Source organism: Xenorhabdus thailandensis (assembly GCF_037996785.1).
GTDB classification, from domain to species: Bacteria; Pseudomonadota; Gammaproteobacteria; order Enterobacterales; family Enterobacteriaceae; genus Xenorhabdus; species Xenorhabdus griffiniae.
On sequence record NZ_JBBMXF010000003.1, the window covers coordinates 1 to 22,133 of the forward strand.

At 38.5% G+C, this 22,133-nt stretch carries 23 protein-coding genes and 2 pseudogenes; 18 read left to right on the top strand and 7 right to left on the bottom strand.

Annotation, left to right across the window (positions count from 1 at the left end):
- The 12 genes and pseudogenes from AAC853_RS00085 to AAC853_RS00140 form a co-directional block, all read left to right on the top strand.
- On the top strand, nucleotides 1–814 hold an 814-nt coding region (locus AAC853_RS00085; RefSeq protein ID WP_340613231.1), incomplete at its 5' end, for a SagB/ThcOx family dehydrogenase.
- A gap of 10 nt (nucleotides 815–824) precedes the next feature.
- On the top strand, nucleotides 825–1,919 hold the full coding sequence (locus AAC853_RS00090; protein ID WP_340613232.1) for a SagB/ThcOx family dehydrogenase: 1,095 nt from the start codon (nucleotides 825–827) through the stop codon (nucleotides 1,917–1,919).
- Entirely contained in the window at nucleotides 1,900–2,673 is a 774-nt protein-coding gene (locus AAC853_RS00095; protein WP_340613233.1) for a SagB/ThcOx family dehydrogenase, read from the top strand. Before AAC853_RS00090 ends, AAC853_RS00095 begins: the two co-directional genes overlap by 20 nt.
- Before the next feature lie 3 nt (nucleotides 2,674–2,676).
- A complete protein-coding gene (locus AAC853_RS00100; RefSeq protein ID WP_340613234.1) occupies nucleotides 2,677–3,867 on the top strand; it encodes a YcaO-like family protein in 1,191 nt (396 codons plus the stop codon).
- Nucleotides 3,846–4,859: a nitroreductase family protein gene (locus AAC853_RS00105; RefSeq protein ID WP_340613235.1), complete on the top strand. Its 1,014-nt coding sequence runs from the start codon at nucleotides 3,846–3,848 to the stop codon at nucleotides 4,857–4,859. Before AAC853_RS00100 ends, AAC853_RS00105 begins: the two co-directional genes overlap by 22 nt.
- Nucleotides 4,843–6,126 carry a hypothetical protein gene (locus AAC853_RS00110; RefSeq protein ID WP_340613236.1) on the top strand — a complete coding sequence of 428 codons (1,284 nt, stop codon included), beginning with the start codon at nucleotides 4,843–4,845 and terminating at the stop codon, nucleotides 6,124–6,126. Before AAC853_RS00105 ends, AAC853_RS00110 begins: the two co-directional genes overlap by 17 nt.
- A gap of 89 nt (nucleotides 6,127–6,215) precedes the next feature.
- Complete coding sequence (locus AAC853_RS00115) at nucleotides 6,216–6,572, top strand: GNAT family N-acetyltransferase (protein ID WP_340613237.1); 357 nt, start codon at nucleotides 6,216–6,218, stop codon at nucleotides 6,570–6,572.
- A 460-nt stretch (nucleotides 6,573–7,032) separates the two neighbouring features.
- Nucleotides 7,033–7,990 (top strand): annotated as a pseudogene (locus AAC853_RS00120) (IS110 family RNA-guided transposase).
- A 450-nt stretch (nucleotides 7,991–8,440) separates the two neighbouring features.
- Nucleotides 8,441–8,776, top strand: coding sequence for a TrfB-related DNA-binding protein (locus AAC853_RS00125; protein WP_340613239.1), 336 nt, complete (start codon nucleotides 8,441–8,443; stop codon nucleotides 8,774–8,776).
- Nucleotides 8,777–9,030: 254 nt separating this feature from the next.
- Nucleotides 9,031–9,342 carry an antirestriction protein gene (locus tag AAC853_RS00130; RefSeq protein ID WP_340613240.1) on the top strand — a complete coding sequence of 104 codons (312 nt, stop codon included), beginning with the start codon at nucleotides 9,031–9,033 and terminating at the stop codon, nucleotides 9,340–9,342.
- Between the two features lie 595 nt (nucleotides 9,343–9,937).
- On the top strand, nucleotides 9,938–10,273 hold the full coding sequence (locus tag AAC853_RS00135) for a Tn3 family transposase (protein ID WP_340613242.1): 336 nt from the start codon (nucleotides 9,938–9,940) through the stop codon (nucleotides 10,271–10,273).
- A 57-nt stretch (nucleotides 10,274–10,330) separates the two neighbouring features.
- Nucleotides 10,331–10,507, top strand: a pseudogene (locus tag AAC853_RS00140) (ISKra4 family transposase); the annotation flags it as partial.
- 667 nt (nucleotides 10,508–11,174) lie between these two features.
- Here the strand turns inward: AAC853_RS00140 and AAC853_RS00145 are convergent.
- Entirely contained in the window at nucleotides 11,175–11,456 is a 282-nt protein-coding gene (locus tag AAC853_RS00145) for a hypothetical protein (RefSeq protein WP_340613244.1), read from the bottom strand.
- A gap of 1,167 nt (nucleotides 11,457–12,623) precedes the next feature.
- Here AAC853_RS00145 and AAC853_RS00150 point away from each other — a divergent pair.
- Nucleotides 12,624–13,487 carry a GNAT family N-acetyltransferase gene (locus AAC853_RS00150; protein WP_340613245.1) on the top strand — a complete coding sequence of 288 codons (864 nt, stop codon included), beginning with the start codon at nucleotides 12,624–12,626 and terminating at the stop codon, nucleotides 13,485–13,487.
- 4 nt (nucleotides 13,488–13,491) lie between these two features.
- On the opposite strand, the gene AAC853_RS00155 is transcribed toward AAC853_RS00150, so the two are convergent.
- Entirely contained in the window at nucleotides 13,492–14,532 is a 1,041-nt protein-coding gene (locus AAC853_RS00155; protein WP_340613247.1) for an IS630 family transposase, read from the bottom strand.
- A gap of 29 nt (nucleotides 14,533–14,561) precedes the next feature.
- Here AAC853_RS00155 and AAC853_RS00160 point away from each other — a divergent pair, with 29 nt between their 5' ends.
- Both AAC853_RS00160 and AAC853_RS00165 read left to right on the top strand, forming a co-directional pair.
- Nucleotides 14,562–14,789 carry a hypothetical protein gene (locus AAC853_RS00160; protein ID WP_340613249.1) on the top strand — a complete coding sequence of 76 codons (228 nt, stop codon included), beginning with the start codon at nucleotides 14,562–14,564 and terminating at the stop codon, nucleotides 14,787–14,789.
- Between the two features lie 2 nt (nucleotides 14,790–14,791).
- Nucleotides 14,792–16,216, top strand: coding sequence for an FAD-binding oxidoreductase (locus AAC853_RS00165; protein WP_340613250.1), 1,425 nt, complete (start codon nucleotides 14,792–14,794; stop codon nucleotides 16,214–16,216).
- Nucleotides 16,217–16,382: 166 nt separating this feature from the next.
- Here AAC853_RS00165 and AAC853_RS00170 read toward each other — a convergent pair whose 3' ends face one another.
- Complete coding sequence (locus AAC853_RS00170) at nucleotides 16,383–17,282, bottom strand: IS982 family transposase (protein WP_340613252.1); 900 nt, start codon at nucleotides 17,280–17,282, stop codon at nucleotides 16,383–16,385.
- Between the two features lie 61 nt (nucleotides 17,283–17,343).
- Nucleotides 17,344–17,982 carry a recombinase family protein gene (locus AAC853_RS00175; protein WP_340613253.1) on the bottom strand — a complete coding sequence of 213 codons (639 nt, stop codon included), beginning with the start codon at nucleotides 17,980–17,982 and terminating at the stop codon, nucleotides 17,344–17,346.
- A 220-nt stretch (nucleotides 17,983–18,202) separates the two neighbouring features.
- Here AAC853_RS00175 and AAC853_RS00180 point away from each other — a divergent pair, with 220 nt between their 5' ends.
- The 3 genes from AAC853_RS00180 (at nucleotide 18,203) to AAC853_RS00190 (ending at nucleotide 20,382) form a co-directional block, all read left to right on the top strand.
- The gene (locus AAC853_RS00180) at nucleotides 18,203–18,622 is read left to right on the top strand and encodes an MGMT family protein (RefSeq protein ID WP_340613254.1); all 420 of its coding nucleotides are present in this window, start codon (nucleotides 18,203–18,205) and stop codon (nucleotides 18,620–18,622) included.
- Nucleotides 18,623–18,799: 177 nt separating this feature from the next.
- The gene (locus AAC853_RS00185) at nucleotides 18,800–19,804 is read left to right on the top strand and encodes an IS110 family RNA-guided transposase (protein WP_340613256.1); all 1,005 of its coding nucleotides are present in this window, start codon (nucleotides 18,800–18,802) and stop codon (nucleotides 19,802–19,804) included.
- A 329-nt stretch (nucleotides 19,805–20,133) separates the two neighbouring features.
- Nucleotides 20,134–20,382 carry an integrase core domain-containing protein gene (locus AAC853_RS00190; RefSeq protein WP_422824158.1) on the top strand — a complete coding sequence of 83 codons (249 nt, stop codon included), beginning with the start codon at nucleotides 20,134–20,136 and terminating at the stop codon, nucleotides 20,380–20,382.
- A gap of 216 nt (nucleotides 20,383–20,598) precedes the next feature.
- Here AAC853_RS00190 and AAC853_RS00195 read toward each other — a convergent pair whose 3' ends face one another.
- The 3 genes from AAC853_RS00195 to AAC853_RS00205 form a co-directional block, all read right to left on the bottom strand.
- A complete protein-coding gene (locus AAC853_RS00195) occupies nucleotides 20,599–20,931 on the bottom strand; it encodes a helix-turn-helix domain-containing protein (protein ID WP_340613258.1) in 333 nt (110 codons plus the stop codon).
- The gene (locus AAC853_RS00200) at nucleotides 20,924–21,310 is read right to left on the bottom strand and encodes a type II toxin-antitoxin system RelE/ParE family toxin (RefSeq protein WP_340613259.1); all 387 of its coding nucleotides are present in this window, start codon (nucleotides 21,308–21,310) and stop codon (nucleotides 20,924–20,926) included. Before AAC853_RS00200 ends, AAC853_RS00195 begins: the two co-directional genes overlap by 8 nt.
- Before the next feature lie 171 nt (nucleotides 21,311–21,481).
- Nucleotides 21,482–22,111, bottom strand: a complete 630-nt coding sequence (locus AAC853_RS00205; protein WP_340613260.1) for a recombinase family protein — start codon at nucleotides 22,109–22,111, stop codon at nucleotides 21,482–21,484.
- Nucleotides 22,112–22,133 lie beyond the last annotated feature (22 nt).

A 22,133-nucleotide genomic window follows, 5' to 3' on the forward strand; every position in this document is an offset into this window, starting at 1 on the left:
AAAGATTAGGGAAATTTGGAGAGAACACGGGTGGGATGAAGCGATGCAATATCATTTCTATACAACTAGATTGATTAGGATGAATTACCTTGCAGATCCAAAAGGACTCGAAGATAAAGCCGAAATGCGCGAATATTTGGAAAAAGAATCGCCACCATCTAATTATAAGCTCTATGAAAATTTACCATTCATCAAATTGCCTGAACTTAATGAGATAAATGTAAAAAAAACAATCGGATTAAATGAAATTTTTTTAGCAAAAGTTTCAAAAGGTAATAGAACAGGACAATTCTGTATTGATGAGTTAGCTTATCTGCTGAAATTAAGCGTCGGTCAAACTGCAACAAGACGTCTACCTCTCACCGGAGCACATGTGGCAAAAACCTCACCTTCTGGAGGTAGTCGGCATCCAACCGAGGCTTATATTGTAATCTTAGACTGCCAAAATATAGCCAAAGGTCTTTACCATTATAGCGTCAAGCACCATGGATTATCTTTGCTCATTCCGGGGGATCACAGCGAACTACTATTCGAAAAAGTACTAGGCCACCGATCTCGGCTTAGCTTCGAACCTATCCTGGCTTTTCTCTTTAGTACAATGTTTGAACGAAGCATGTTCCGTTATCGAGAAGGTCGCTCGTATCGTGTTATGCAACATGACCTTGGCCATGTCATGCAAACATTAGCATACCTGGCTTCATCACTTGAACGTCGTTCTTTTCGTGGGTACTCACTTTCAGAAAAGGAAGTTGAAGCTTTCTTGGGAATTGATGGACTAAATGAAGCTGCCTCCTCATTTGCATTCATTGGTTAGGGTGAAATATATGACAAATGTAATAGAAATGCCGAATGAACTTAAGCTAAATCCATTTTTCCGTATTCGATTTGGTAAAAAAATTCACATAGATCTCCTTTTGCAGGGAGAAACATATGTCATGCCAGATGTAAGAATATTAAGTGCTTTAGCCAGTATTTCTAATACTCAATCAATTTCTGCTATCAGAGAAACATTCGCGAATATTCTTGAAGTTGATGTAGATACTGCATTGGATGTCATTTCAAATCTCTATGAATCTAATATTCTTCAAGATGCATCAATAGCCAACCCTCAAGAAAAAGCAGTTGCGCACTGGATCGATCGTGGTTGGCTGGAAGCACTTGTGATGCACTTATGCACACGAAACTTGCCTTATTTAGATAGAGAATCGGAAGATCCAATAAAACAACAACGTGAAATGCTGTTTGATTTAATCAAAAAAGAACCTATACCGGATTTTTGGAAAATTTACAGTGATAAGAAATATATTGTACTTCCTTCTCCCAATGTTCTTCCTGAAGAACCCATGGAGCAATTACTTCTACGACGGCGATCTAACCAACCCTGGAAAAAAAAACAAATTGATCAAAATGAGTTAAGCACAATCCTGCATTTCGCCAATATTGAAACGCGTAGATTAAGGAAAGAAGCAGAACAGTATCTCGAAAATCAGCCTGAAAGGCTGTTTAATTCATCATTCTCAGCATTAGAAAGCTATTTCTTCGCATTCAATGTATCTGGTTTAGAGCCAGGTATCTATCACTATGACCCATTAGATCATCGCGTAGTACTCATACGTCATGGCGATCTATGTGACGAATTAATCCAAATGTGTATTGGACAAGAACGTATACGGGGTTGTGCTTGTGCTTTTGTGATATCTGCAATTTGGTTGCGCTATATGTATAGGTATCGTCACCCTAGAGCATATCGAACTCTAATGATAAATACAGCTGAATTAGCTCAAAAATATATACTCCTTGGAACGGCTTTTCATTTCAGTACTTTTTTGACTCCAGCTTTTGAGGATGACTATGCTAACCGTATCATGGGTATGAATGGCTATGAGGAGGCACCTCTATATGTCGTCGCAATCGGTTGATAGGAATGATATTTCTGATGATCGCTTTCCAAAACATTCGAAGGCAAGCTTGGCTTTTCACTTTATATCAAGTTTCGGTCATTTGTATGAACCATCTTCTCCATTCGAGGACTTAATTTTTGAATCGGAAAGAAACAATGTAAAAACAGATTATTCACCATATGATGCTCGATTATCTGATTTTTCAAAGATTTTGCGTTCTCGACAGTCCGCACGCAAATTTGGTCAAATACCACTCACACTTCATGACTTGTTAGATATTTTATGGTGTGCTAATGGTATTATACACGATAGCCCTGTAGGGCTATGTCGTACTGCTCCCTCTGCTGGGGGGTTATTTCCTGTTTCATCTTTAGTACTTTGTCGGGAAGTAGAGGATTTGCCGATGGCAGCTTTTACTTACGATCCACTCACCACTCAGCTAATTGAAAATAAAGAAATAAGCTTGCCATCCGATTTTTCTCTACTTTTTCGTACACGCCATATTGATTATTCATCTGCATCAGCAATTATCATGTGGGTAGGAAAATTGTTGAAAATTTGTCCCAAATATGGTGATCGTGGCTACCGCTACATGCTGTTAGAAACAGGACATATAGCCCAAAATGCTTGCTTAGCCGCGACTAAGATAAATGTCCCACACATTGTTATTGGTGGCTTTGACGATGAATTCTGTGCTTCAACATTACGTCTTGATTTTCCATGGGAGTGTGTGATCTATGCCATGGTTTTAGGCAAGAAAATAGAAGGATAATCGATGTCTAATGATAATAAAACCTGTGCCTTTTTATCAGAATGGTTTGATAATCCATTATGTCAACTTCCCACAGTTTACCGTGAATATGGATATTCTTGGCCTGATGGAACCTTGCCCAGTGATTATGCTAGGATGTGGTTAAAATCAAATATCTCAAATACAGTGTTACTACATATAGCTATAGCTATATTGAATGTCTCCTGTTTTGATGGCACTACGCGTTTATTGGTTGGCAGAGGTATAGATCTCAACCCTGATTATGCTCTTTTAAAAGCTCGTGCAGAGGCGATAGAACGGGTAAGCGCTTTTTGTCGACCTGCTGAAGAAATTCATTTTGCATCATCAAGAGAATTAAAAGGACATATACATTCTTCAGTAACTAATCTTTTAGAGCTTCGCCATGAAACTGATAATCCACGTTGGTGGATAACATGCAAAAATAAAATAGATGATAGCCAAAGTTTTTTACCCCTCGAATATGTACAGATCGAATCTTTGGCTACTGTCAAAGAACCTTTGGTTTTCCCCGACTCTACTGGAATGGCCGTACATTCTTTATATGAAAATGCAGTACAGAACGGATTCCATGAAGCTTTGGAACGAGCTATTTTGAAGGATATTTGGCGAAGCGGTTTACCTTCTGTACATATGGCAAATGTTGATATTATAGGAAATGAACTGGCTTCATACATTGAGCAGATAGGCGGTTCTATCTGGCTTTCTCACATCAATCTAGAAAACGCTTTCAATTTTTATCTGGTATTATTTTTGGGAGATGGTATCAACAGCCCTGCTTTAATCACAGGTTGTGGTGTTGATACTTCTGACCAGCAAGCAAGATTGCATGCTATTAACGAATTGTATGGACAACTTGTACATTCCTTTGAAATATGGCCAAAATTAGTCTACGAAGATAAATACAAGATATCTTCAGGCTTTGAAGCTAATATGATGAAGGAAGTTGCTCAAGAAACACTTAAGCAGCTAAAATTTCATGATGCGGACAAGAATGATGTTGGTTCATTTATTTCTCCTAATGCAATTAAGCAAAATATAAGTGATTGTTTGATTATAGATCGCTCAACGCCATTGTCTGAGTTATTCGGGTTTCAGTCAGTACAATGCTTCCTGCCTGCCAATCTTCCTTTTTGTTGGAATGGGAGAATAAAATGCCTTCACCCTTTCTCATAAATAACCATATTAAAATTAGTAAGTTTTTCACTATGATTATTGCATCTGGTGAATGGTATACTTGTAATCCAGCCCAATTAAGGAAAGCTAAGATATCGGAGCCAAATGATGAAATCTTTCGGCTTATAAATAAACTATGCCAGACTGATAATTTAATAAACTTAGAATCAATTAGGGTTGATCTCAATTGGAATGAAGAGTTATGGTGGCCTATTATTGACCAATTAGAACAACTTGGGTTATTTGACCTTTCTGATAGAGAATCAGTTTGGACAGATACGTTTTCCTTTCCATTATCTGAAACTGATGTTGCTGGTTATATTTGTGGTAAATCTATTCTTTACCATGCAAACTACTCAGAACCAGATGTATATAATCAAGACCGATATCAAATGGAAAGATATTTAAATATATCGCCTCCACCATCCACTTATTTAATGAACTCTCATATTAAAACAGGACGCCTTCCTCATCCTGCATTTTATCCATCAGGTTATAAACCGATAACAAAATTTGAGAAGCTTGGTTTTTTGCTTTTTTGGACATTTGGGAAACTTCGATTAGCACGTTTTCTCGATGTTTTAGATGTAGTTCTTAAAGCTGTACCGTCAAAGGGATGCCGTCATCCTTTCAGGATAAACGTAACTATTAGCAATAATAATTACGTTGAGATTTATGAATATAATATGCGCTATCATTCATTAATTTTAGTTTCTTCGGAACCATGTGATGGTCAAAATTTCTTTGCCTTCATTCGGGTCAAATGGAATTTTGAACAATATCAATGGCGTTATCGTCACTCCTGGGCCTGGAAAGACCTTTTTTTAGACTTAGGTCATCTTAATGAGCAAGCTCGCTTTGTTGCACAAACATTGGAATTAAACTTATCTATTGATTACTTAATCGATGCTCAAGATCCTCACCTTCTTATTGACGAGACGGCTATTACTTGGTGTTTATCGTTGGAGACACAAAATGAAAAATTTAACTAATGCAATTATTGAATTACCTGTAGGATTAGATTTAAATTTTTCTCTTCCTTGGCATGAACTTTGTCTTGCAGTCCGTGAAGGCGATTATGTTAACATAGCAAATTTGTTTCAGGCTGTTCTGTCTTCCCCAATATTACAGGCTCAAACTGCACTTAATCGATGTATCCTCAATGGACTGAACAGTGGTTTTTGGGATGACGCCGTTGCCGAATTCGGGCAACTTCGAGATACTCAATGTTTTGTATTTTTGGGATTAATGAGAGCAATGGAAGGTAAACCTGCTGAACAGGGTTTGTTAGCAGCATGTCGTACATCTAAAATTGGATATTTAGTTGATATTATTGAAAATAATCTTGATATACTTGGTAATCGTATTTTTGGAACCTCGCTCGATTTTCATGGGCGTCATATTGAGTTTTATGATATTGGATTAATCGAAGGAGCGTTTAGGCGTGGTCTTGGGCAATATATAGCTCTATTTAGCCCGTTTTATTTTTCCGGTTGGAGAGATTCTACACGACAAATTAACTATCGTCGCTCAATTCTTTTTCATAATATTATCAAAATTCGATTTAATCATCTAACTGCTCCATTACTTAACGAGCATTTCATGGTTAATGGTGCCTCGAGTATTTTAGTCAATATTTCCGAAGAAAAATTAGACCAAGCCTTTGTTTTGTGGTTGACTCTTCATGAATTATTACATGGTTCTGGACCGATCCCCTTATTTGGTGCAGCAGTAAAAAAAATACCCTTGGGTTTGGTCTATGCAGGTATTGAGGAATTTCGTGTTGATATGTCTGTCTGGCTCTTACTGGAATCATGTAAGGATTTATTTGGTGAATTAGTACCTATCACTCAAGAATTAATTTTAGCTGAACGCCTACTTCGTTCTTTTCGAAGTGGATATTGGAAAAATTCATCATCTGGCGGAATTTTAGCCAGTTCTGATGCTGAGAATGGTCTTTTTTGGTTCAGTTGTCTTATCCAGAGTAACGTCGCTGAGATTGATAACATTTCTATCAACGTTGATACTAATAAAATTAGCAGTGTTTTATTCAAAATTCTTGATGAAATTTATAACTCAGAAAATAATGCTGCACAAACAGATGGTGGGCAAGAAATTTTATTAAAATTTGCAAAATGTCTTCGCACGCGTTATTTCCATTTCATGGAAAATAAGTTCGGCTATACTAAACATCAGTCTTATTTTAATAGTATCCTATCCCCGTACCCAACTCATTTAAACTTTAACACTATGTTTTAATTTTTATAACAATTTTATTCTCACAGATAATACCAGAGTGTTTTATTATTATGATATTTAAAATCAGAAAAGCATGTGTATATGATGCAATGAAAATTGCATTATTACATGTTAAATCATGGCAAGCCGCTTATAAACATATTATTCCAGAAAAGAAACTTGGGAATCTGTCTGTCCATAAGAAAGTAAAATCTTGGTATAAAAGATTAAATCGTTCTGACACTGGTTTTCCTAAAACTCTTATTGCTGAATATGGTGATGAAATATTTGGATTTTGTTCATTTGGTGTTTCAAGAGATGCCCCTAATACTGGATCAATTTTTGCCATTTATTTTTGTCAGAAGTATTGGGGAATGGGTTATTCCCAAAAATTAATATATACTGTTCTTCAGAGAATTGAAATTATCAGGTTTCAAATTTGTTACGCTATGGGTTATAGAAGATAATTTTAGAGCTTTAAAATTCTATGAAAAAATTGGCTTCCTCCCCTCTGGGAAATATAAAAATGTTAATATTCTTGGTTGCGAAATTCGTGAGATATGTTTAATTAAAAAAATATAACTTAGTGAACCTATAAAAATTCTTAATACAAAAAATAAGATCAATTTTGTACCCACCAATAAATGATCTTATTGTGTATGACTTTTTCTTGCTTTTTCAGGGGAAAAATAAACTCATCGCTTTTTGGGGATTTGGGTGAGTAGACCCGTTCAGTCACCTGAGTGAGCCCCTTGTATCTTAAAAGTAGGTTAAAATAAATACGATTAGATTTGGCGCAGTGTACGCAGTCTGAGTTGCCCTGGGGTTTTAAGCCCGTTTTAAAGCTATTGGCGCATACACTGAGCCACTCATCTGAAACCCGAACAGTTGTCTGTTATCCATAACGCATTTGCAAGGCAGGGTAATATGAGTCAGCCAAGTCCACTTTGTGTAGGCATTGATGTTTCCAAAGCTTCATTGGAGATCGCCGCCAGTACAACAATAAGCGCGTTCACTATCAGTAATGATCCTGATGGCTTTGACGTCATTGTGTCTACGCTGAAGGAACATACAATTTCACTGATCCTGATGGAAGCAACCGGAGGACTGGAAGCGGCTGTGGCTTATGCACTGCAAGCTGAAGGTCTTGATGTCGTGATCATCAATCCCAGACAAGCGCGTGATTTTGCCCGTGCGATGGGGTATCTGGCAAAGACTGACCGTATTGATGCCAAAGTTCTGGCTCAGATAGCGGAGGTGATAGATCGTCACCCCGAACGTGAACGGTTTATTCGAGCACTACCGGATGCTGAACGTCAGGTTCTTTCTGCTATGGTGGTGCGTAGACGCCAGTTGATTACCATGCTGGTTGCTGAGCGTAATCGTCTGCATCCATCTCATCCACAGAGTCGAAAAAGTATTAACGTGATTATTGAAGCATTGGAAAGAGAGTTGTCGCGCATTGATAACGATATGAATAACCATATCAAAACGCACTTTAAATCTATCTCAGAAAGACTTTGTAGCGTCAAAGGGATAGGCACGACGACCACCGCAGCATTGTTAGTAGAAGTCCCCGAACTGGGCAAACTCACGCGTCGCGAAATCAGCGCCCTTGTGGGTGTAGCCCCTGTTAACCGTGATTCAGGGACAATGCGAGGCCGACGAACCATCTCTGGTGGTCGGGCTGGAGTGCGTACCGCACTCTATATGGCCGCCCTTGTGGCAACTCAGTTTAATCCGGTGATCAAGGCGTTTTACAATCGGTTGCTCGCCTAAAAAAGTAGCGCTGGTTGCCTGTATGCGTAAGCTATTGACTATCCTGAACGCCATGACCAAAAAGAATGAGGAATGGAATGAATCGTATCACGACATTACCTCATAAAAAAATTGTCTAAGACAGTTGCTTTAAATCATGAAAAAGCTGTAAAAGATTTGTATATACAATAAGTTATCCACGTTAAATTATCCCCCTAACTACGTTAAATTACCCCCCCCTAAACCTGTAAGGTTATCCTTTATGTTTTGCCTATAATTATCCATCTATAAGTTGTGGATAAAAGATGTAGGTGCTAAATTTTAGTACAAATGATATTCCGCTTCCTCGACCAAACAGACTCGCCGCATAGCGGCTCACTAATTTGGTCTTGCGGCGAGCGGTGACAATTATTAATCACACTCTTTAACTGATTATTTTTCAGAGACTCGTCACTGTTGTGACTGGCCTCTCCGCCTTAAGGTATTTATTTGTAAATATAATGTTTACTTTTATTGATTGATGATGGTTGGTATCTTATCATTGTGATAAATTAGTTTATTTCACCAGGATAAGATAATGACTCAGAAACGCAGAATGACACAGGATGAATGGAACCGACTTCTACCAGCAATGCAGACGCTTACCCATCTCTCTACAGAGATCGGTCATTCCGTATTAGTCAAAGGTGAAAGCCAAAAAGATGTTGCTGATCGCGTTGGTCGTACTAAGCAGAACGTTAACAGTACAGTAAAACGCATATGGGAATTGTATCAAAACATCACATTAGACACAGAAGATGGCGGAAACCTCCGTTTAGTTAACGTATGGCTTCCTGAAAAAATGGCTAACTTTATACTGGATGAAGCGGCTAAATACAGTATCAATCAGCCTAAAATAAACATATCAGAATAGTCTAAAAGTAAGTGGATAGTAAGTATATTATTTACTAATATTGACTTTTGCGGGTTTTACGTATACTGTTCCTATCGGTTGGCAATTCTTCTGTCCCGATTAATAGCCGGAATCGGCAATTATAATATAAGGAGTACTCAAAATGAGTTATATTGTTAAAACCCGTATCCTCAATGTAGAGCAGAAATTACGCTTCCTACCCTACTGTTTTTGATGTTTTCTTTCCCCTAGCAGAAAAGCATGTGACCAACTTCATGTGTCAATATGCTAAAGGATATGATGGTGGAGAATGGAAATATGTGATCATGCCTAATGGTGCATGTGCATTCATCGCACCGAAAGGTTATCACCTTTCCTTGGACAACTATTTTGATGAATCGGTATCAGCAGAAGAAGTTGGGATTATTGTTGCATTGTATTCGTTCAGTCACTATTGCTGCATCGCTTTTGATAAGGGCTGGAGCCGTGCCAATGAGCTGATAGCTCAGAGGTATCATACGCTGCGGAATTATGTTAAGACGCTTCCGCTGGATGCTCAGGACCGGATTTTTCGGGCAATAGATTAACGGTATGGTGGGCTATAGCCCGCCTTTTTGTTTTGCGTGTAACTTATCACGCATGAATAAAGGAAGTTTTGTGTTCAACTATAGAGTTGAAGATGCGGTTAAATATGGACGTCAGGTCTACCACCACTTTCGAAAAAAGGGAAAGAGAGCGTAAAAAAGTGTGGGGCATGGATTTGGTGAGAGCTGGATAAAATAGTTTAACAACTCAGGTTACGGGGAATTGTGGCGATTGGGTGATTCTCACCGCTATCTGATAAATACGATTAATTGCTTAATTATAGTGAGCTAAAAAAGTGCCCCACACTTTTTTACGCTCTCCTACTGTGATATTGATACCGATCTGGTTGACGATACGCTGGTTGATCACGTTGAAAAGATCGCGGCGGAGTTTGGTTATTCCCGCCTTCCTGTTTACTGTGACCAGCGTCTTGATGAAGCGCTACAGGAGCTGGATGAAGCCTGGGAGAGGACGACTCACAATATTCGTGAAAATAACAATCCCGGCTTTAACGTTCGTGAAACCAAAACCGGACAACAACACTGGAGTCTGCACTATGACAGCGTTGAAAAGCTGGACGATGCTTTTTTCAAAAACTTGCCCAAAGTTGAAATTGCTAACATTGTCATGTTCATCGGTGAGCTGACTGACCTGTGGCGTGGATTTACCCACCTGAAAGACCGTTATACTAAGCGGAAAAAACCGTTACCGTTGGCAATTAATGCCTGTTTGTTGTCGGAAGCCTTTGGATTTGGTGCATTGAAAATGGCCGATATGTCGGATATGGAACTCAACCCGCTGCGCGCAGTACGGGAAGATTTTATTCGGGTGGATACGCTTTGTGCAGCCAATGAAATCGTCAGCAATCATATCCATTCACTGGCGATCTTCAAACAGTGGAATCTCATGGATAACAAACTATTGGCGGGATGACTGAGCAGGGTTTTCTCTCAAAGTTTACCGATCTGGGGGTTCTTCCACAGGACCCGTAAACGGATGGTGAAAAAGCAGCAGATGCAATGGAGTCAGCAAGGTGTGCATTATTTAATCCAAACACGCACAGCCGTACTGAATGATGATTTGAAAACCCAATTTGAGCATTGGTATCCGGGCATAAAATTAAATGACGAAACGGAACGTTGTTGGACAGAATCGGTTGCCGCATAAATGCCCCACAGATTTTTATGCTTTCTCGTTACAGGGGTCCGCCAAGACTCGCGTAAAAACTGGGGAGTTTACCCGAAATGTCGTTAATGCGACAGAACCGAAAATGACATAAGGTTAATTATGTCATTTTTTTGATAAGTTTTTTGTCATTATTATCAATCTTATTTTTAATGTAAATGCTTAAAAATGCCATAAATGTAAAAACAATACTGCTAAGAACAACTGTATGTATTCCTAAATGTGACAACAACCCACCCTCCTGTTACAGCGCCAATTGTTATGCCTAAGTTAGAAAAAGAAATATATAGACTGTTGGCGAATTCTGGAGCTTCACTGGCTTCCTGCATCAACCATGTCTGACTGATAACAAGTCCAGCAGAATGTAGAGCTCCCCAAAAAATACTTAACACAAATATAGCTATTGGTGAGAATCCCGAAATACCAGATAAAGACATATAGAAGGGTCAATAAAACAGGGTATGCATGGGTTGTTTTGACAACGCTTTTTTGTAAAAAATTACTAAAGACAAAGTTTCCCAAGAACCCACTCACACCAAATAAAATTAAAATTGCGCTAATAAGATTATTATTGAGGTGTGTAATTTTAGAAAGGTAATCTGCAATATAACTGAAGTTTGTGAAACACTCCTGAGAAAATCAGTGCCTTTTATGTAAAAATCATAGGCACCAGTGTCCCCTTTTCTTTAACACTGCTAATTGGCTCAAAAAATAACTTTTTTGTAGAAGGAAAAGAAGGAACAAAAAATATAATACCTATGAAAGCTAATACGCAGGACACTGCCCCAAAGTAAAATGCAGAACTTAATGACAAATGCTCTGCGATGAGAGAGCTCATTGGTACACCTAAAACCAATCCCACAGCAACACCTGCAAAAACTTTTGCTACCGCTCCTGGGCTTTTTTCTTTTAGGTACTGAGTTGGCAGCAACTACAAGTGGAGCTGCAAAGATACAGCATGCACCAGTGCTGGAAGTATTATTAAAAAAAAAGCATCACATTAAAATTATTTGTAGTTAGTATAAAGATGTGGAATGACAAATATGAAGAGAATAATAAGGAGAATATTTTTTTCTATATTCGATAACATTAAAGTAACAAATGGACCTGTTATGGCTACAATAATAGCATAGATACTCTACAAGAAAACCAACTTGAGTAGGGGTAACATGAAGTTGTGATTCTAACTGTGGAAGTAACCCAATTACGGCCACTTCGGTAGTAATAACACTAAAAACTGCAATAGATAAAACAAGTAAGAGCATGAACTTGTTATTTTGCATATAACCTCCTGCTAGATTTAATTTTTTCAAGTGTGAATTTAGATAATTAGATTTGTCCATTAAAATACAGAATGCTCCTTGAATAATCTACTTAATGTTTTATAGCATCTCATGTTTTGGATTGGAAAGTTAAATTATATTATTCTCAGATAATTTATTAATGATGTATTCTCTATGGAATTACTGTCTGATCAAAGTTTACACTAGCATTCAAGTGGAATACTATCTTCTAATCAGGGAGAAATAAATACACTTTTCAAAACAGAAGTCAACTAATTGAAATTATTATTTATTTTTTGTAATTCTTTTAAATCACTTTGAAAAGTGATTTATCACATTTTGTGACATAGTTATTTTGGTTAAATAAATAACAAAGTGAACTCCTGCTCTGCATGTTTAACAAACAAAATTCATAATTTTAAATATACAAAAAATACGAAAAGTATAAAACCTATGCTTAGGTATAGTATTTTTTTGGTTTTATTAAAAGTATGATCTATACCAATCAGGGTGAGAACACGTAAGATTGTTTTTTGAACAGCTCGCTTAAATGAATAACTATTTAGCACATAAATAAAGTTAGGGTGATCGTTTTTGGCTTGCAATTGGATTGCATTACATACAAATTGAGTTCAAGAAACGTTCACGCTCTCACCCTGCATACCAATGAATCTCTAAGATGCCTGTTATATCTCCCCGCGGAGCGGGAGATATAAGGCTTCACGTTGTCTTGCTGGTTGCAACTTGAAGTTTATAGAGTATATGTATTCATCAAGTGGGTAGTTTAGTGTAGCTCTAAAATGAAATGGTGATCTATGTATAATAATGACATGAAAGAAGAAATAATAAAATCATGTAATAATTCAATTGACTTTTGGAAATTTTTAAAAAAAATCAAGACATACGACCCCAAAAAAAAAGAAGATAATTTAAAAATTAATATAGGTTATTGCATATCCACATTTAATTTTGATGATGAAGTATCCTCTTTGCTGCATCATTATTTTAACTATGTAAATAGAGAGTCGGTAAATACTCCTTATAAACAGATGGAAAAATTTTTTCATGGAGTTGCTCAATTAAATAAAGTAATACAAACGCGTATAAATCTTAATGATATTTATTTAATCTCGGATGCAATAAGTATAGGATTTATTTATTGCGGCGTAGCTAAGTTAATTAATTCTGATGGGGAGTTTGTTGATACTGTAATATTATACCTAACGAAGGAAACGATAAATAATGTAAGAAAAAATAAATTAAAACTACTCCCTGAAGCAGGGTTATCGGATGATGTTCTAACTTTACGGGTTACATCAGTTGAGGATAGCTACGGACTATATTATGAACAAAAAAACTCAATAACTCGTCATTGGTCCATTTTCCCCGAATTTAGTTTCAACTCAATCTATGAAGAGGCAAAACTAGCGGCATTGAAATGGCTTACAGATGAGAAAATGAGTATTTCAATAATCGAAAATAAATCTAACGAGTTAGTTGGGCGTATAAATCTTAGGCCAGTTATCCCACCTAAAGTAGCAGATGTAGGATATGGAATTTTTCCTAAGTTCAGAGGAAAAGGCTATGCAATACGTGCTTTGAATTTGTTTAGTAATTGGGTTTTTTCATCTGCTGATTATGCTCGTATAGAGTTAGGTATTAAAAAAGGTAATAAATAAACTTTCATAATAACGATACACTCATTTTTTTCATTCCCGGTTGTTGCCCGAATGAAAATGCAATCATAAATTCTTCAACGCACGCTAAGAGTTGCCACATATACTGACAGCAATGATTTCGGGTGACGGTTTCATGCAAGGATTGCCACAAGCGTTCAATCTTATTTAGCCATGGCGAATAGACCGGTAAAAATAACAGGTTAAATTGAGGATTTTGTTTTAGCCATTCCCTGACCTTATGGCTTTTGTGAATACCATAATTATCCAAAATCAACGTGATACTTTTGGCTTGACGATACTGACGATTAATTTTCTCTAACATATTGATAAATAAATCAGCGTTTTTCTTTATACCACCGACATAAGTCACTTGACCTGTTCGGGCATCAAGGCAGCCTGCAAGGTAGTGCTTTTGGTTTTTCCCCGGTGTCATCACGCGTTTTTGTTGTCCTTTTAGACACCAGTCTGCCCCGATTTTAGGATTCAGATCGATATCGACTTCATCTTCATAAAAAACAAGATGTTGCTCTGATGCGTTGGCTAAGGCTTCGGTGATTTTTGCCATTTTTTCGTCATACTCCGGATCAGGCTTTTTGACAGTAGGCGCCGCTCTTCGCCAGACAATACCCACCTGACAAAAGTAACGATAAAGCGTACTTTTCGACAGTGATACCCCTAATAATTCATTGATTATCTGAGTGATAAGTTCAATACTCCAGCGTGAACGCAAACAGTCAAAATCCTGCGGGGAGTGTGATAATAAGAACGACAACAAGCTAAAAATCGGGGCTAAATTCCATCGAGTAGGCCTTCCTCTCGGTAAGCTTTTTAATCCTTCCAGCCCATATAACGTTAACCAATTTATCCAACGATGGACGGAAGAACGTGAACAATGAAGGGTTCTGGCGATGTAAGAAACGGTCTGACCTTCATGTAACATCAAGAGTGCCATGAGTCGGCGGGCGTAATCTTTATCTCGGGTTTTATGAATAAATTTTTTCATCTGACGTCGTTCATTTCGGGGTATTGGTGCTATGATTCGCATCACTCAGTCCATTTTGGGATTTTTTTGATTTGGCGATTAATCAGATCGCAAAAATTGGACTGAGTTCCCTTCAAGTGATCTACTATTTTGAAAGCTTATTTATTGCTTCAGAACGTGTTGCTATCGGTGCTGGATATGAGTTCGAAAGTATTTGCAAAGGGCGTTTGATTAATAATGATGGTACATTCAGCGATCAGTTAAGTTACGTGAAATTGAATCCTAACATCATCCGTAATACTATTAATGTTAAGGAATAATAATGAGAGATCAGTTTTTAGAGAAAATTTCAAATAAGATTGGTAAGGACTGTGTTAATCCTTATGAATTTTTATCTGATAACGTCAGTGGATATAAAAAACGTCGAATTAATGGAATTATAACGCCTAAGAAAATTCATGATATCATAGAAATAATTTCTTTAGCAAAAGACTTTAAAAACGTCAAACTTCATCCTGTAAGCATAGGATATAATTGGGGACTTGGTTCTAAAGAGAATGTCACTGATGGTTCTTATTTATTAGAGTTAAAAAAGTTAAATGATATTCGAAAAATTAATTTAGAAGATGGATGGGCCATAATTGAACCTGGTGTAACCCAAGGTGAGTTATCAAAAAATATTATAGATTCAAACAGATTTATCAATATTACAGCCTCTTCAGCTCATTCAAGTTTTCTTGGAAATTCTATGGATAGAGGAGTAGGAATACGCCACCAGAGAACTGAAGACTTGGTAGGACTTGAAATATTACTTCCTAGCGGCAAACTTATCCGTGTTGGGTGGTGGCCCACAGATAAGAAAACACCGATATATTCACACGGTGTTGGTCCTTCTTTGGTTCAATTCTTTACTCAATCACATTTTGGAATAGTGACCGCTGGAGTAATCAAATTACATCAGAGAATGGAATTTACACGAACGCTTCGTTTTACTTTCCAACGATCTAATTTGGAGAAAGCAATTTCAGAATTACAAAGATGGGTTGCTAATGGAATCAATAGTGGCGTATTAAAAATATATGATACAACTGCCAACAGAACATATGGTGGTAAAAACAATACTTATACTGTACATATGTGTATTGATGGTATTAAGGAACATGTTGAATTAACTTCTGATTTTATTATCAAAGAATGTGAACGTAGAGGAATTTTCAGTGATGTGATTTTTTCAGATAATGATAAGACTAAAAAAGATGTAATCGCTAGATTAGTTGAAGCAGCCCATGTGGGTGACACTTCGTATAATGATGAATTATTATCTCAAACTTTGGGTGGCCATCATGATATGATAGATGGTCAGTCAAAAGGTTGGATTTTCTTCTTACCCTTAATTCCATTTACTCCAGAAGCTTTAAGTAAAGCTTATGAACTTATTGATGAAATATACGATGAGACAGGCATTCAGTGTGGAGCTACAATTAATTCACTAAGTGAAAGTATAATTGATCTTGTAGTTTCCATTTGTTTTGATAAAAACTCAAATGAGCAAAGTAGTGCATTTCTCGCATTAGATCTGTTGCATCAAAAGTTTAATGAACATGGGTTTGTACCTTATCGTTTAGATGTCGATCACTCTCATTGGGCGAAAATAATCACCCCAAATGAGAGTGAAGCGGATTTCATCAAAGACATTAAGTCATATTTAGATCGCAATAATTTGATTAGTAATCATAGATATCTATAGGTAAAATAAATGAATGATATGATATTTAGAAAAATATTATCTAACACTAAAACATTTTCGCAAACATTATTTGGACGATCTCAAGAGATAGAAAATAAAAGAAGATTACCAGATGACATAGTTGAGGGGCTTCGCAATATTGGTATTTTTAACGCGATGCTCGACTTTAACACCCTATAACGTTGGCTTGTTGAAGCCAGTCGCGTTGATTTTTACCTTGTTTAACATTGGCAAAAATACCCAACGTGTGAGAAAGCAGTTTTCTGGCAATTCGATTACTCAAATGCCACAAATCCCATGCCCAGCACTTCTCGATAGCAAATTGTCCGGCGAGTTGACCAATCACGGTTTCAATTAAACGGCGTTTGGCGTTAATGATCCTTCTCGTTTTTCTGGGGAGGGGATCATCCATATTGGCTCGCACCGGGGTAATCATTTCAATACCCTCCACCCTCATTTCCTGCTTAAATTCAACGCCTAAATACCCTTTATCACCCAGCAAACAGCCTTTTATCGAGCCGAGCACATCCCAGATTGCTTCACGCTCACTGACACTGGCGGGCGTCAGTGTAAACCCGGTTACCACGCCGGTTTCGTCTATCACGAGATGTCCTTTGAAGCCGTAGTAAATTTCGTTTTTGGCGGCGCAGTACCCATAATCGGCTTGTCCTTTGAAGTTGGCACAGCCTTTTGCTCTTTTGAATCCACAGACGGGCAATGGAAATCCGTCGATAATATGTACCGGCCTGTCGAGCGCGCCCAATAACCTCGCCAGTTTTTCTTGCAGTTGTTGTTTAACAACCCAAAGATTCGAAATCTGTTTAGCGAAATTGGCGCGTGAACCCAGCCCCGGAAACCATTCGCGCCAGTGGCCATTAAAGTACGTCCAAATGCCTTTATCTGTTGAAAACCCTAAAAATTCACCCACCACTTCCATCGTGATAGCTTCTGCATCGCTCAGTTTAGGCGGATATCCCCGGCTTCTGAATCGCATACCTTGCTGTAACTGCGTTAAATTGTCATCTACCCAACAAAACACCCAAATGATAAAATCTTGCTGTGACATAGCCTTTTGTTCCTTTATTTCTCTATTTTTGACGACTTAAAGTTATAAAGGAGCGGCTATGTCATTTCAACTCATCATAAAAGTCGAGCATCGCGTTAACTATACGTATAACCGTTCGTTCTGAGACACCACACAATCTCGCGGTATCTCGGATGCTTTGCCTGTTTTTAACCCGAAGTTCAATGATTTTCTCATGCAGCTGGTTATCTGCTTGGCGTCCCCGGAATTTACCAGCGGCTTTGGCTTTCAATATTCCCTCTTCCTGACGCCGCCGACGATCCTGATAGTCTTTACGTGCAATGGCTGCCAACATATCAAGCATCATTCCGTTAATCGCTTTAAGCATGGCCAGAGTGAACTCATCACCCGCATTTTCTGCAAGCGCCATATGGCTCGTCGGTAGATCAAGACTGACAATCACGAGGTGTTTTTCCTGAATAAGTTGTTTAAGTTTCTGCCAGCCCGCTTCATCCAGACGTGAAAGGCGGTCAACCTGCTCAATAAGAATAATGTCACCCGGTGCAGCATCATCAAGCAATCGTAAAAGTTCTGGCCGTTGCAGTGACGCGCCGGATACATTTTCGTGATACCAACTGGCTAACCGAAAGCCTTTCTCTTCAACAAAGGCTTTCATTCTATTTTTTGCCCGGAGAGCATCCTGTTCTTTTGTTGATGCACGTAGATAGCCGTGAATGTACATTTTTAACCCAATTATGACATTTAAATAATGATCATAATGTACATGACAGATAGGTAATGATCCAAAAGAGAAATGGCAGAATTTTAGGCTATGACATTTGGGTATACATAAATGTCATGCCAATGTTTACACATTGCATTTTTGAGCAATCCATGCCATTGTGAACCACACGCTCTTTATTGAACTGATTGCGCAGAAATGAACAATGCGGAGGATTTTAATGCAAAGTAAGCCAACGATTAAAAAATTTGAACGCGGAGATCGCCTTTATGTACAAGCACAACAAATCTGGCTGATTCTTGTGGCGTTCGTTGAGCATAATAAATCTAATGGTTTATCTACCATTACTTATGGCGAGTTAGCTAAACAAATGGGACATAGCTCAAGGCAAGCAGGAAGGGCATTAGGTCGTCAATTAGGCATTATTGGAAATTTGTGCTTGTTGAATGATTTACCACCATTAAATTCAATAGTTGTTAACCAACAAACTAAAGCTCCAGGTAGTGAATTCGTTATATCTCCTTTGGGAAGTGTTGATATCGACCAACAGGCAGTTTTTCAAACAAATTGGTTTGAGTTCAGAGTTCCTACAACAGGGACTTTTCGCACCGTCTGGGAGAATGTTGATGAATGGGTGTAATCAAGGAATTTAGTGGGGTTGCACACCGGAAACGCCGAAATGCACATAATGAGTTTTAGTATTGATGCGGAACTGTGCAATAAATAGGCTTAGCGTAGGATATTTAATGAGATGGTCACTCCCTCCTTCAAAGTAAGGAGTATGCTAGAAACAAGCCTCATTTAGTGGAGAACCATCATGGAAAATATCGCGCTCATTGGTATCGATCTCGGTAAAAACTCTTTTCACATCCACTGCCAAGATCGGCACGGAAAGTTTGTTTTCCGTAAAAAATTTACTCGACAAAAACTCTTTGAGTTTCTGGCAACATGTCCTGCAACTACTGTCGTCATGGAAGCCTGTGGCGGTGCTCACTTTATGGCACGTAAGTTTACAGAGTTGGGGCATACACCAAAGCTTATATCGCCACAATTTGTTCGACCTTTCGTCAAAACTAATAAAAATGACTTTGTTGATGCTGAAGCAATCTGTGAAGCAGCATCACGCCCCTCAATGCGGTTTGTTCAGCCCAGAACGGAATCTCAGCAGGCTATGCGGGCGCTGCATCGAGTTCGGGAATCTTTGGTGCAAGATAAAGTAAAAACGACTAATCAGATGCATGCTTTCTTGCTGGAGTTTGGCATCAGCGTTCCGAAAGGCGCGGCAGTTATCAATCGGCTCAGCGCTATTCTCGATGATCATTGCTTACCTTTATACCTTAATCAGTTATTACTGAAATTACAGCAACACTACCACTATTTAATGGATCAGATAAAAGAACTGGAAACTCAGTTGAAACAGTTTTTAAGTGAGGATGAAGCGGGACAGCGGTTACTGACAATTCCCTGTGTGGGGACGATTACTGCAAGCACCATCTCCACAGAACTTGGAGATGGAAAACAATACGCTAGTAGTCGTGATTTTGCCGCGGCAACAGGGTTGGTGCCACGGCAATACAGTACTGGTGGGCGAACAACATTACTGGGGATCAGCAAACGAGGTAATAAAAAGATCCGAACATTATTGGTTCAATGTGCCAGAGTTTTTATACAAAGGCTTGAACACCAATCGGGTAGATTGGCTGATTGGGTCAGGGGGCTTCTGTGTCGAAAAAGTAATTTTGTGGTGACCTGTGCTCTGGCAAACAAGCTGGCCAGAATAGCTTGGGCATTGACAACGCGGCAACAGGCCTTTATCGCGTAATATTTACCTTGATTAACAAGTTTAAGTAGTTACTTATCAGGTTTTGCGAATACTAATTATTGATGATACGAACGGCCAATCGGCCTGTTGAAGAACCTGTAAAACGGAATGGCTCAGTGGAAGCCGTATATTTTTCTGAGGTTCATCAGGCGCGGAACTCATCGAGGCGCAGGTTCCTTGCCTATAGTGACGCCGGATAGATTCAAGCAAGCCAACATATTTTTCAATTTCAGTATTGCAAAAATGGGAGTGACCATAGATTCCGTTTTCCAAGCGGACCCCAATACAGTAGCAAAAAGTTCCGCCGCTTACTTTGGCGAAACCAGATTATCCAAAGCATGAGCCGCAGGGGCTGCTGTTATGATAATTCGCCGATGGAACGAGTATTCCGGAGTCTGAAAAGCGAATGGGTGCCAGCGGAAGGCTATCTGGATATCCATGATGCAATACGGGATATCACTCAATATTTGGGCGGGTATTATAATTACATTCGCCCCCATAGTTTTAATGGAGGAATTTCCCCTGCTGAATATGAAAGACAGTGGGAAGAGGCCAGAAATGTGTCCGGTAGTTCTTGACCACTACAAACTCAGGCAGCTTCGATGAAAGACGTCATGGAAAGGACGGGAATATCCAGAGCGACCTACTTTAGACTGAAAAAAATGGTTTGATTTTGTGCAGTGAACTTATCGAGGGAATGGGCACAAAACCCGAATTAACCCACTAAAGATGAAATTCCCGCCGATATAGAGAGCATAAAGAAGTGTGGGGCATTTATGCTTTCATTCAATTTCCTAACTATCCAGTAAAACTTCCGGTCCGCGTCGTTCAAGAATACGGAGCATTCTAAGAGCTGGGCCACTTGGTTTTTTTTCTTCTCGTTCCCATTTAGAAATGCTTTCTTTTGACATTCCTAATGCTAGAGCTAACACAGCTTGTGACATACCGAATTGTACACGAAGTTGTTTTATCTCAGCCCCTGTCATCATAGTAACAGCTTTAATTTTATCGTTGATTTTTCGAGCAGTTACGGCTTTTTTTAGATCGTTAACCAGGCTTTTTGGTGCAGCATCGATTGCGTGTAATTCTTTAGCTAATTCAAGCATATTGTTTAATTTATTACTCACAGATGATTTCCTCCAAGATACTATAGGATATTAACTCATTGATCTTCTTATCAGTGTAGCTAAGGAAAAGTTTGGAAAGCTGTTTATATGCTTCCAATTCATCATCCTCAATTTCTTTTGTTCCTCTAGAGCTAACGGTATTCTTTGTCCAGCCATCAGCAAAAAATAGATGGTGATTAACCTTAAAGAAGATGATAACTCTTACGCCACCACTTTTGCCTTTTCCATCAACCGCTATTCGCTTTTTAATCACTCCCCCACCCAGATCAGCTTCAAACTTCCCGTTCTTAACTTCTTCTGCAGCATTTAATAACTTTTGATCGGAAATGTTAATTTTCTTTGTGCTTTTTTTAAACGACGATATTTTATAGAACGCCACAAATGCCTCCGAGTGGTAATGAGTACTATAGTAACAGGTACTGATTTTAATGCAATAATTAAGCGTGAAGTGTTTTTACTTTTTTGTGGATCTTGGGGGTTTGTGCCCAATTCAGCGAAAAGTTCCACGAATGAGAATAAATTAATTAATTTCAATATATTACAATGAAATTCATTCTATAAATTTTATCTCTTTCGATACTTTCGATATTGTGTGTCTAGAACAACCGAGCAAATCGACAATATAGTTATAGCTTTTGTGTTCCCTGAGAAGACCTTCGATTTTCTGGTGCAGTTTCTTGTCTATCGGTCTGCCTTTATACTTACCTTCCTGCTTGGCTTTCTTTACCCCCTGAGCCTGACGCCGCAGTCTGTCTTCGTAATCTTTCCGAGCAACTGCCGCAAGCATATCAAGCATCATATTGTTTAACGCAGTCAGCATACGTTCAGTGAATTCGTCTGTCTTCGCCATAAATTGGTGGCTGGTTGGGAGATCCAAAGAAACGACCTTCAGTCCCTTATGGTTAATCATATATTTCAGTTTTTCCCAGTCAGTCGTATTCAAACGACTGAGCCGATCAACTTGTTCAACCAAGATCACATCGCCCGGCATAGCAACATCAAGTAAACGAAATAATTCTGGGCGACGGAGTTGGGCACCGGATTCATTTTCTTCGAACCAGCAAGCAACCTGAGTTCCCAATCCATTTGCAAACTCAATCAGCTCATTTTTTGCCCTTGAAGCATCCTGTTCATCGGTTGATGCCCTCAAGTATCCGTAAATCCGCACAGGGGTTTTCATCAGTTCACTATACATGGTGTCA

Excerpts from the sequence above, each read along its gene's own strand:
- AAC853_RS00090 (WP_340613232.1), top strand. The coding sequence starts at position 825 with ATGACAAATGTAATAGAAATGCCGAATGAACTTAAGCTAAATCCATTT.
- AAC853_RS00095 (WP_340613233.1), top strand. The coding sequence starts at position 1,900 with ATGTCGTCGCAATCGGTTGATAGGAATGATATTTCTGATGATCGCTTT.
- AAC853_RS00100 (WP_340613234.1), top strand. The coding sequence starts at position 2,677 with ATGTCTAATGATAATAAAACCTGTGCCTTTTTATCAGAATGGTTTGAT.
- AAC853_RS00105 (WP_340613235.1), top strand. The coding sequence starts at position 3,846 with ATGCCTTCACCCTTTCTCATAAATAACCATATTAAAATTAGTAAGTTT.
- AAC853_RS00110 (WP_340613236.1), top strand. The coding sequence starts at position 4,843 with ATGAAAAATTTAACTAATGCAATTATTGAATTACCTGTAGGATTAGAT.
- AAC853_RS00115 (WP_340613237.1), top strand. The coding sequence starts at position 6,216 with ATGAAAATTGCATTATTACATGTTAAATCATGGCAAGCCGCTTATAAA.
- AAC853_RS00125 (WP_340613239.1), top strand. The coding sequence starts at position 8,441 with ATGACTCAGAAACGCAGAATGACACAGGATGAATGGAACCGACTTCTA.
- AAC853_RS00130 (WP_340613240.1), top strand. The coding sequence starts at position 9,031 with ATGTGTCAATATGCTAAAGGATATGATGGTGGAGAATGGAAATATGTG.
- AAC853_RS00150 (WP_340613245.1), top strand. The coding sequence starts at position 12,624 with ATGTATAATAATGACATGAAAGAAGAAATAATAAAATCATGTAATAAT.
- AAC853_RS00155 (WP_340613247.1), bottom strand. The coding sequence starts at position 14,532 with ATGCGAATCATAGCACCAATACCCCGAAATGAACGACGTCAGATGAAA.
- AAC853_RS00165 (WP_340613250.1), top strand. The coding sequence starts at position 14,792 with ATGAGAGATCAGTTTTTAGAGAAAATTTCAAATAAGATTGGTAAGGAC.
- AAC853_RS00170 (WP_340613252.1), bottom strand. The coding sequence starts at position 17,282 with ATGTCACAGCAAGATTTTATCATTTGGGTGTTTTGTTGGGTAGATGAC.
- AAC853_RS00175 (WP_340613253.1), bottom strand. The coding sequence starts at position 17,982 with ATGTACATTCACGGCTATCTACGTGCATCAACAAAAGAACAGGATGCT.
- AAC853_RS00180 (WP_340613254.1), top strand. The coding sequence starts at position 18,203 with ATGCAAAGTAAGCCAACGATTAAAAAATTTGAACGCGGAGATCGCCTT.
- AAC853_RS00185 (WP_340613256.1), top strand. The coding sequence starts at position 18,800 with ATGGAAAATATCGCGCTCATTGGTATCGATCTCGGTAAAAACTCTTTT.
- AAC853_RS00205 (WP_340613260.1), bottom strand. The coding sequence starts at position 22,111 with ATGAAAACCCCTGTGCGGATTTACGGATACTTGAGGGCATCAACCGAT.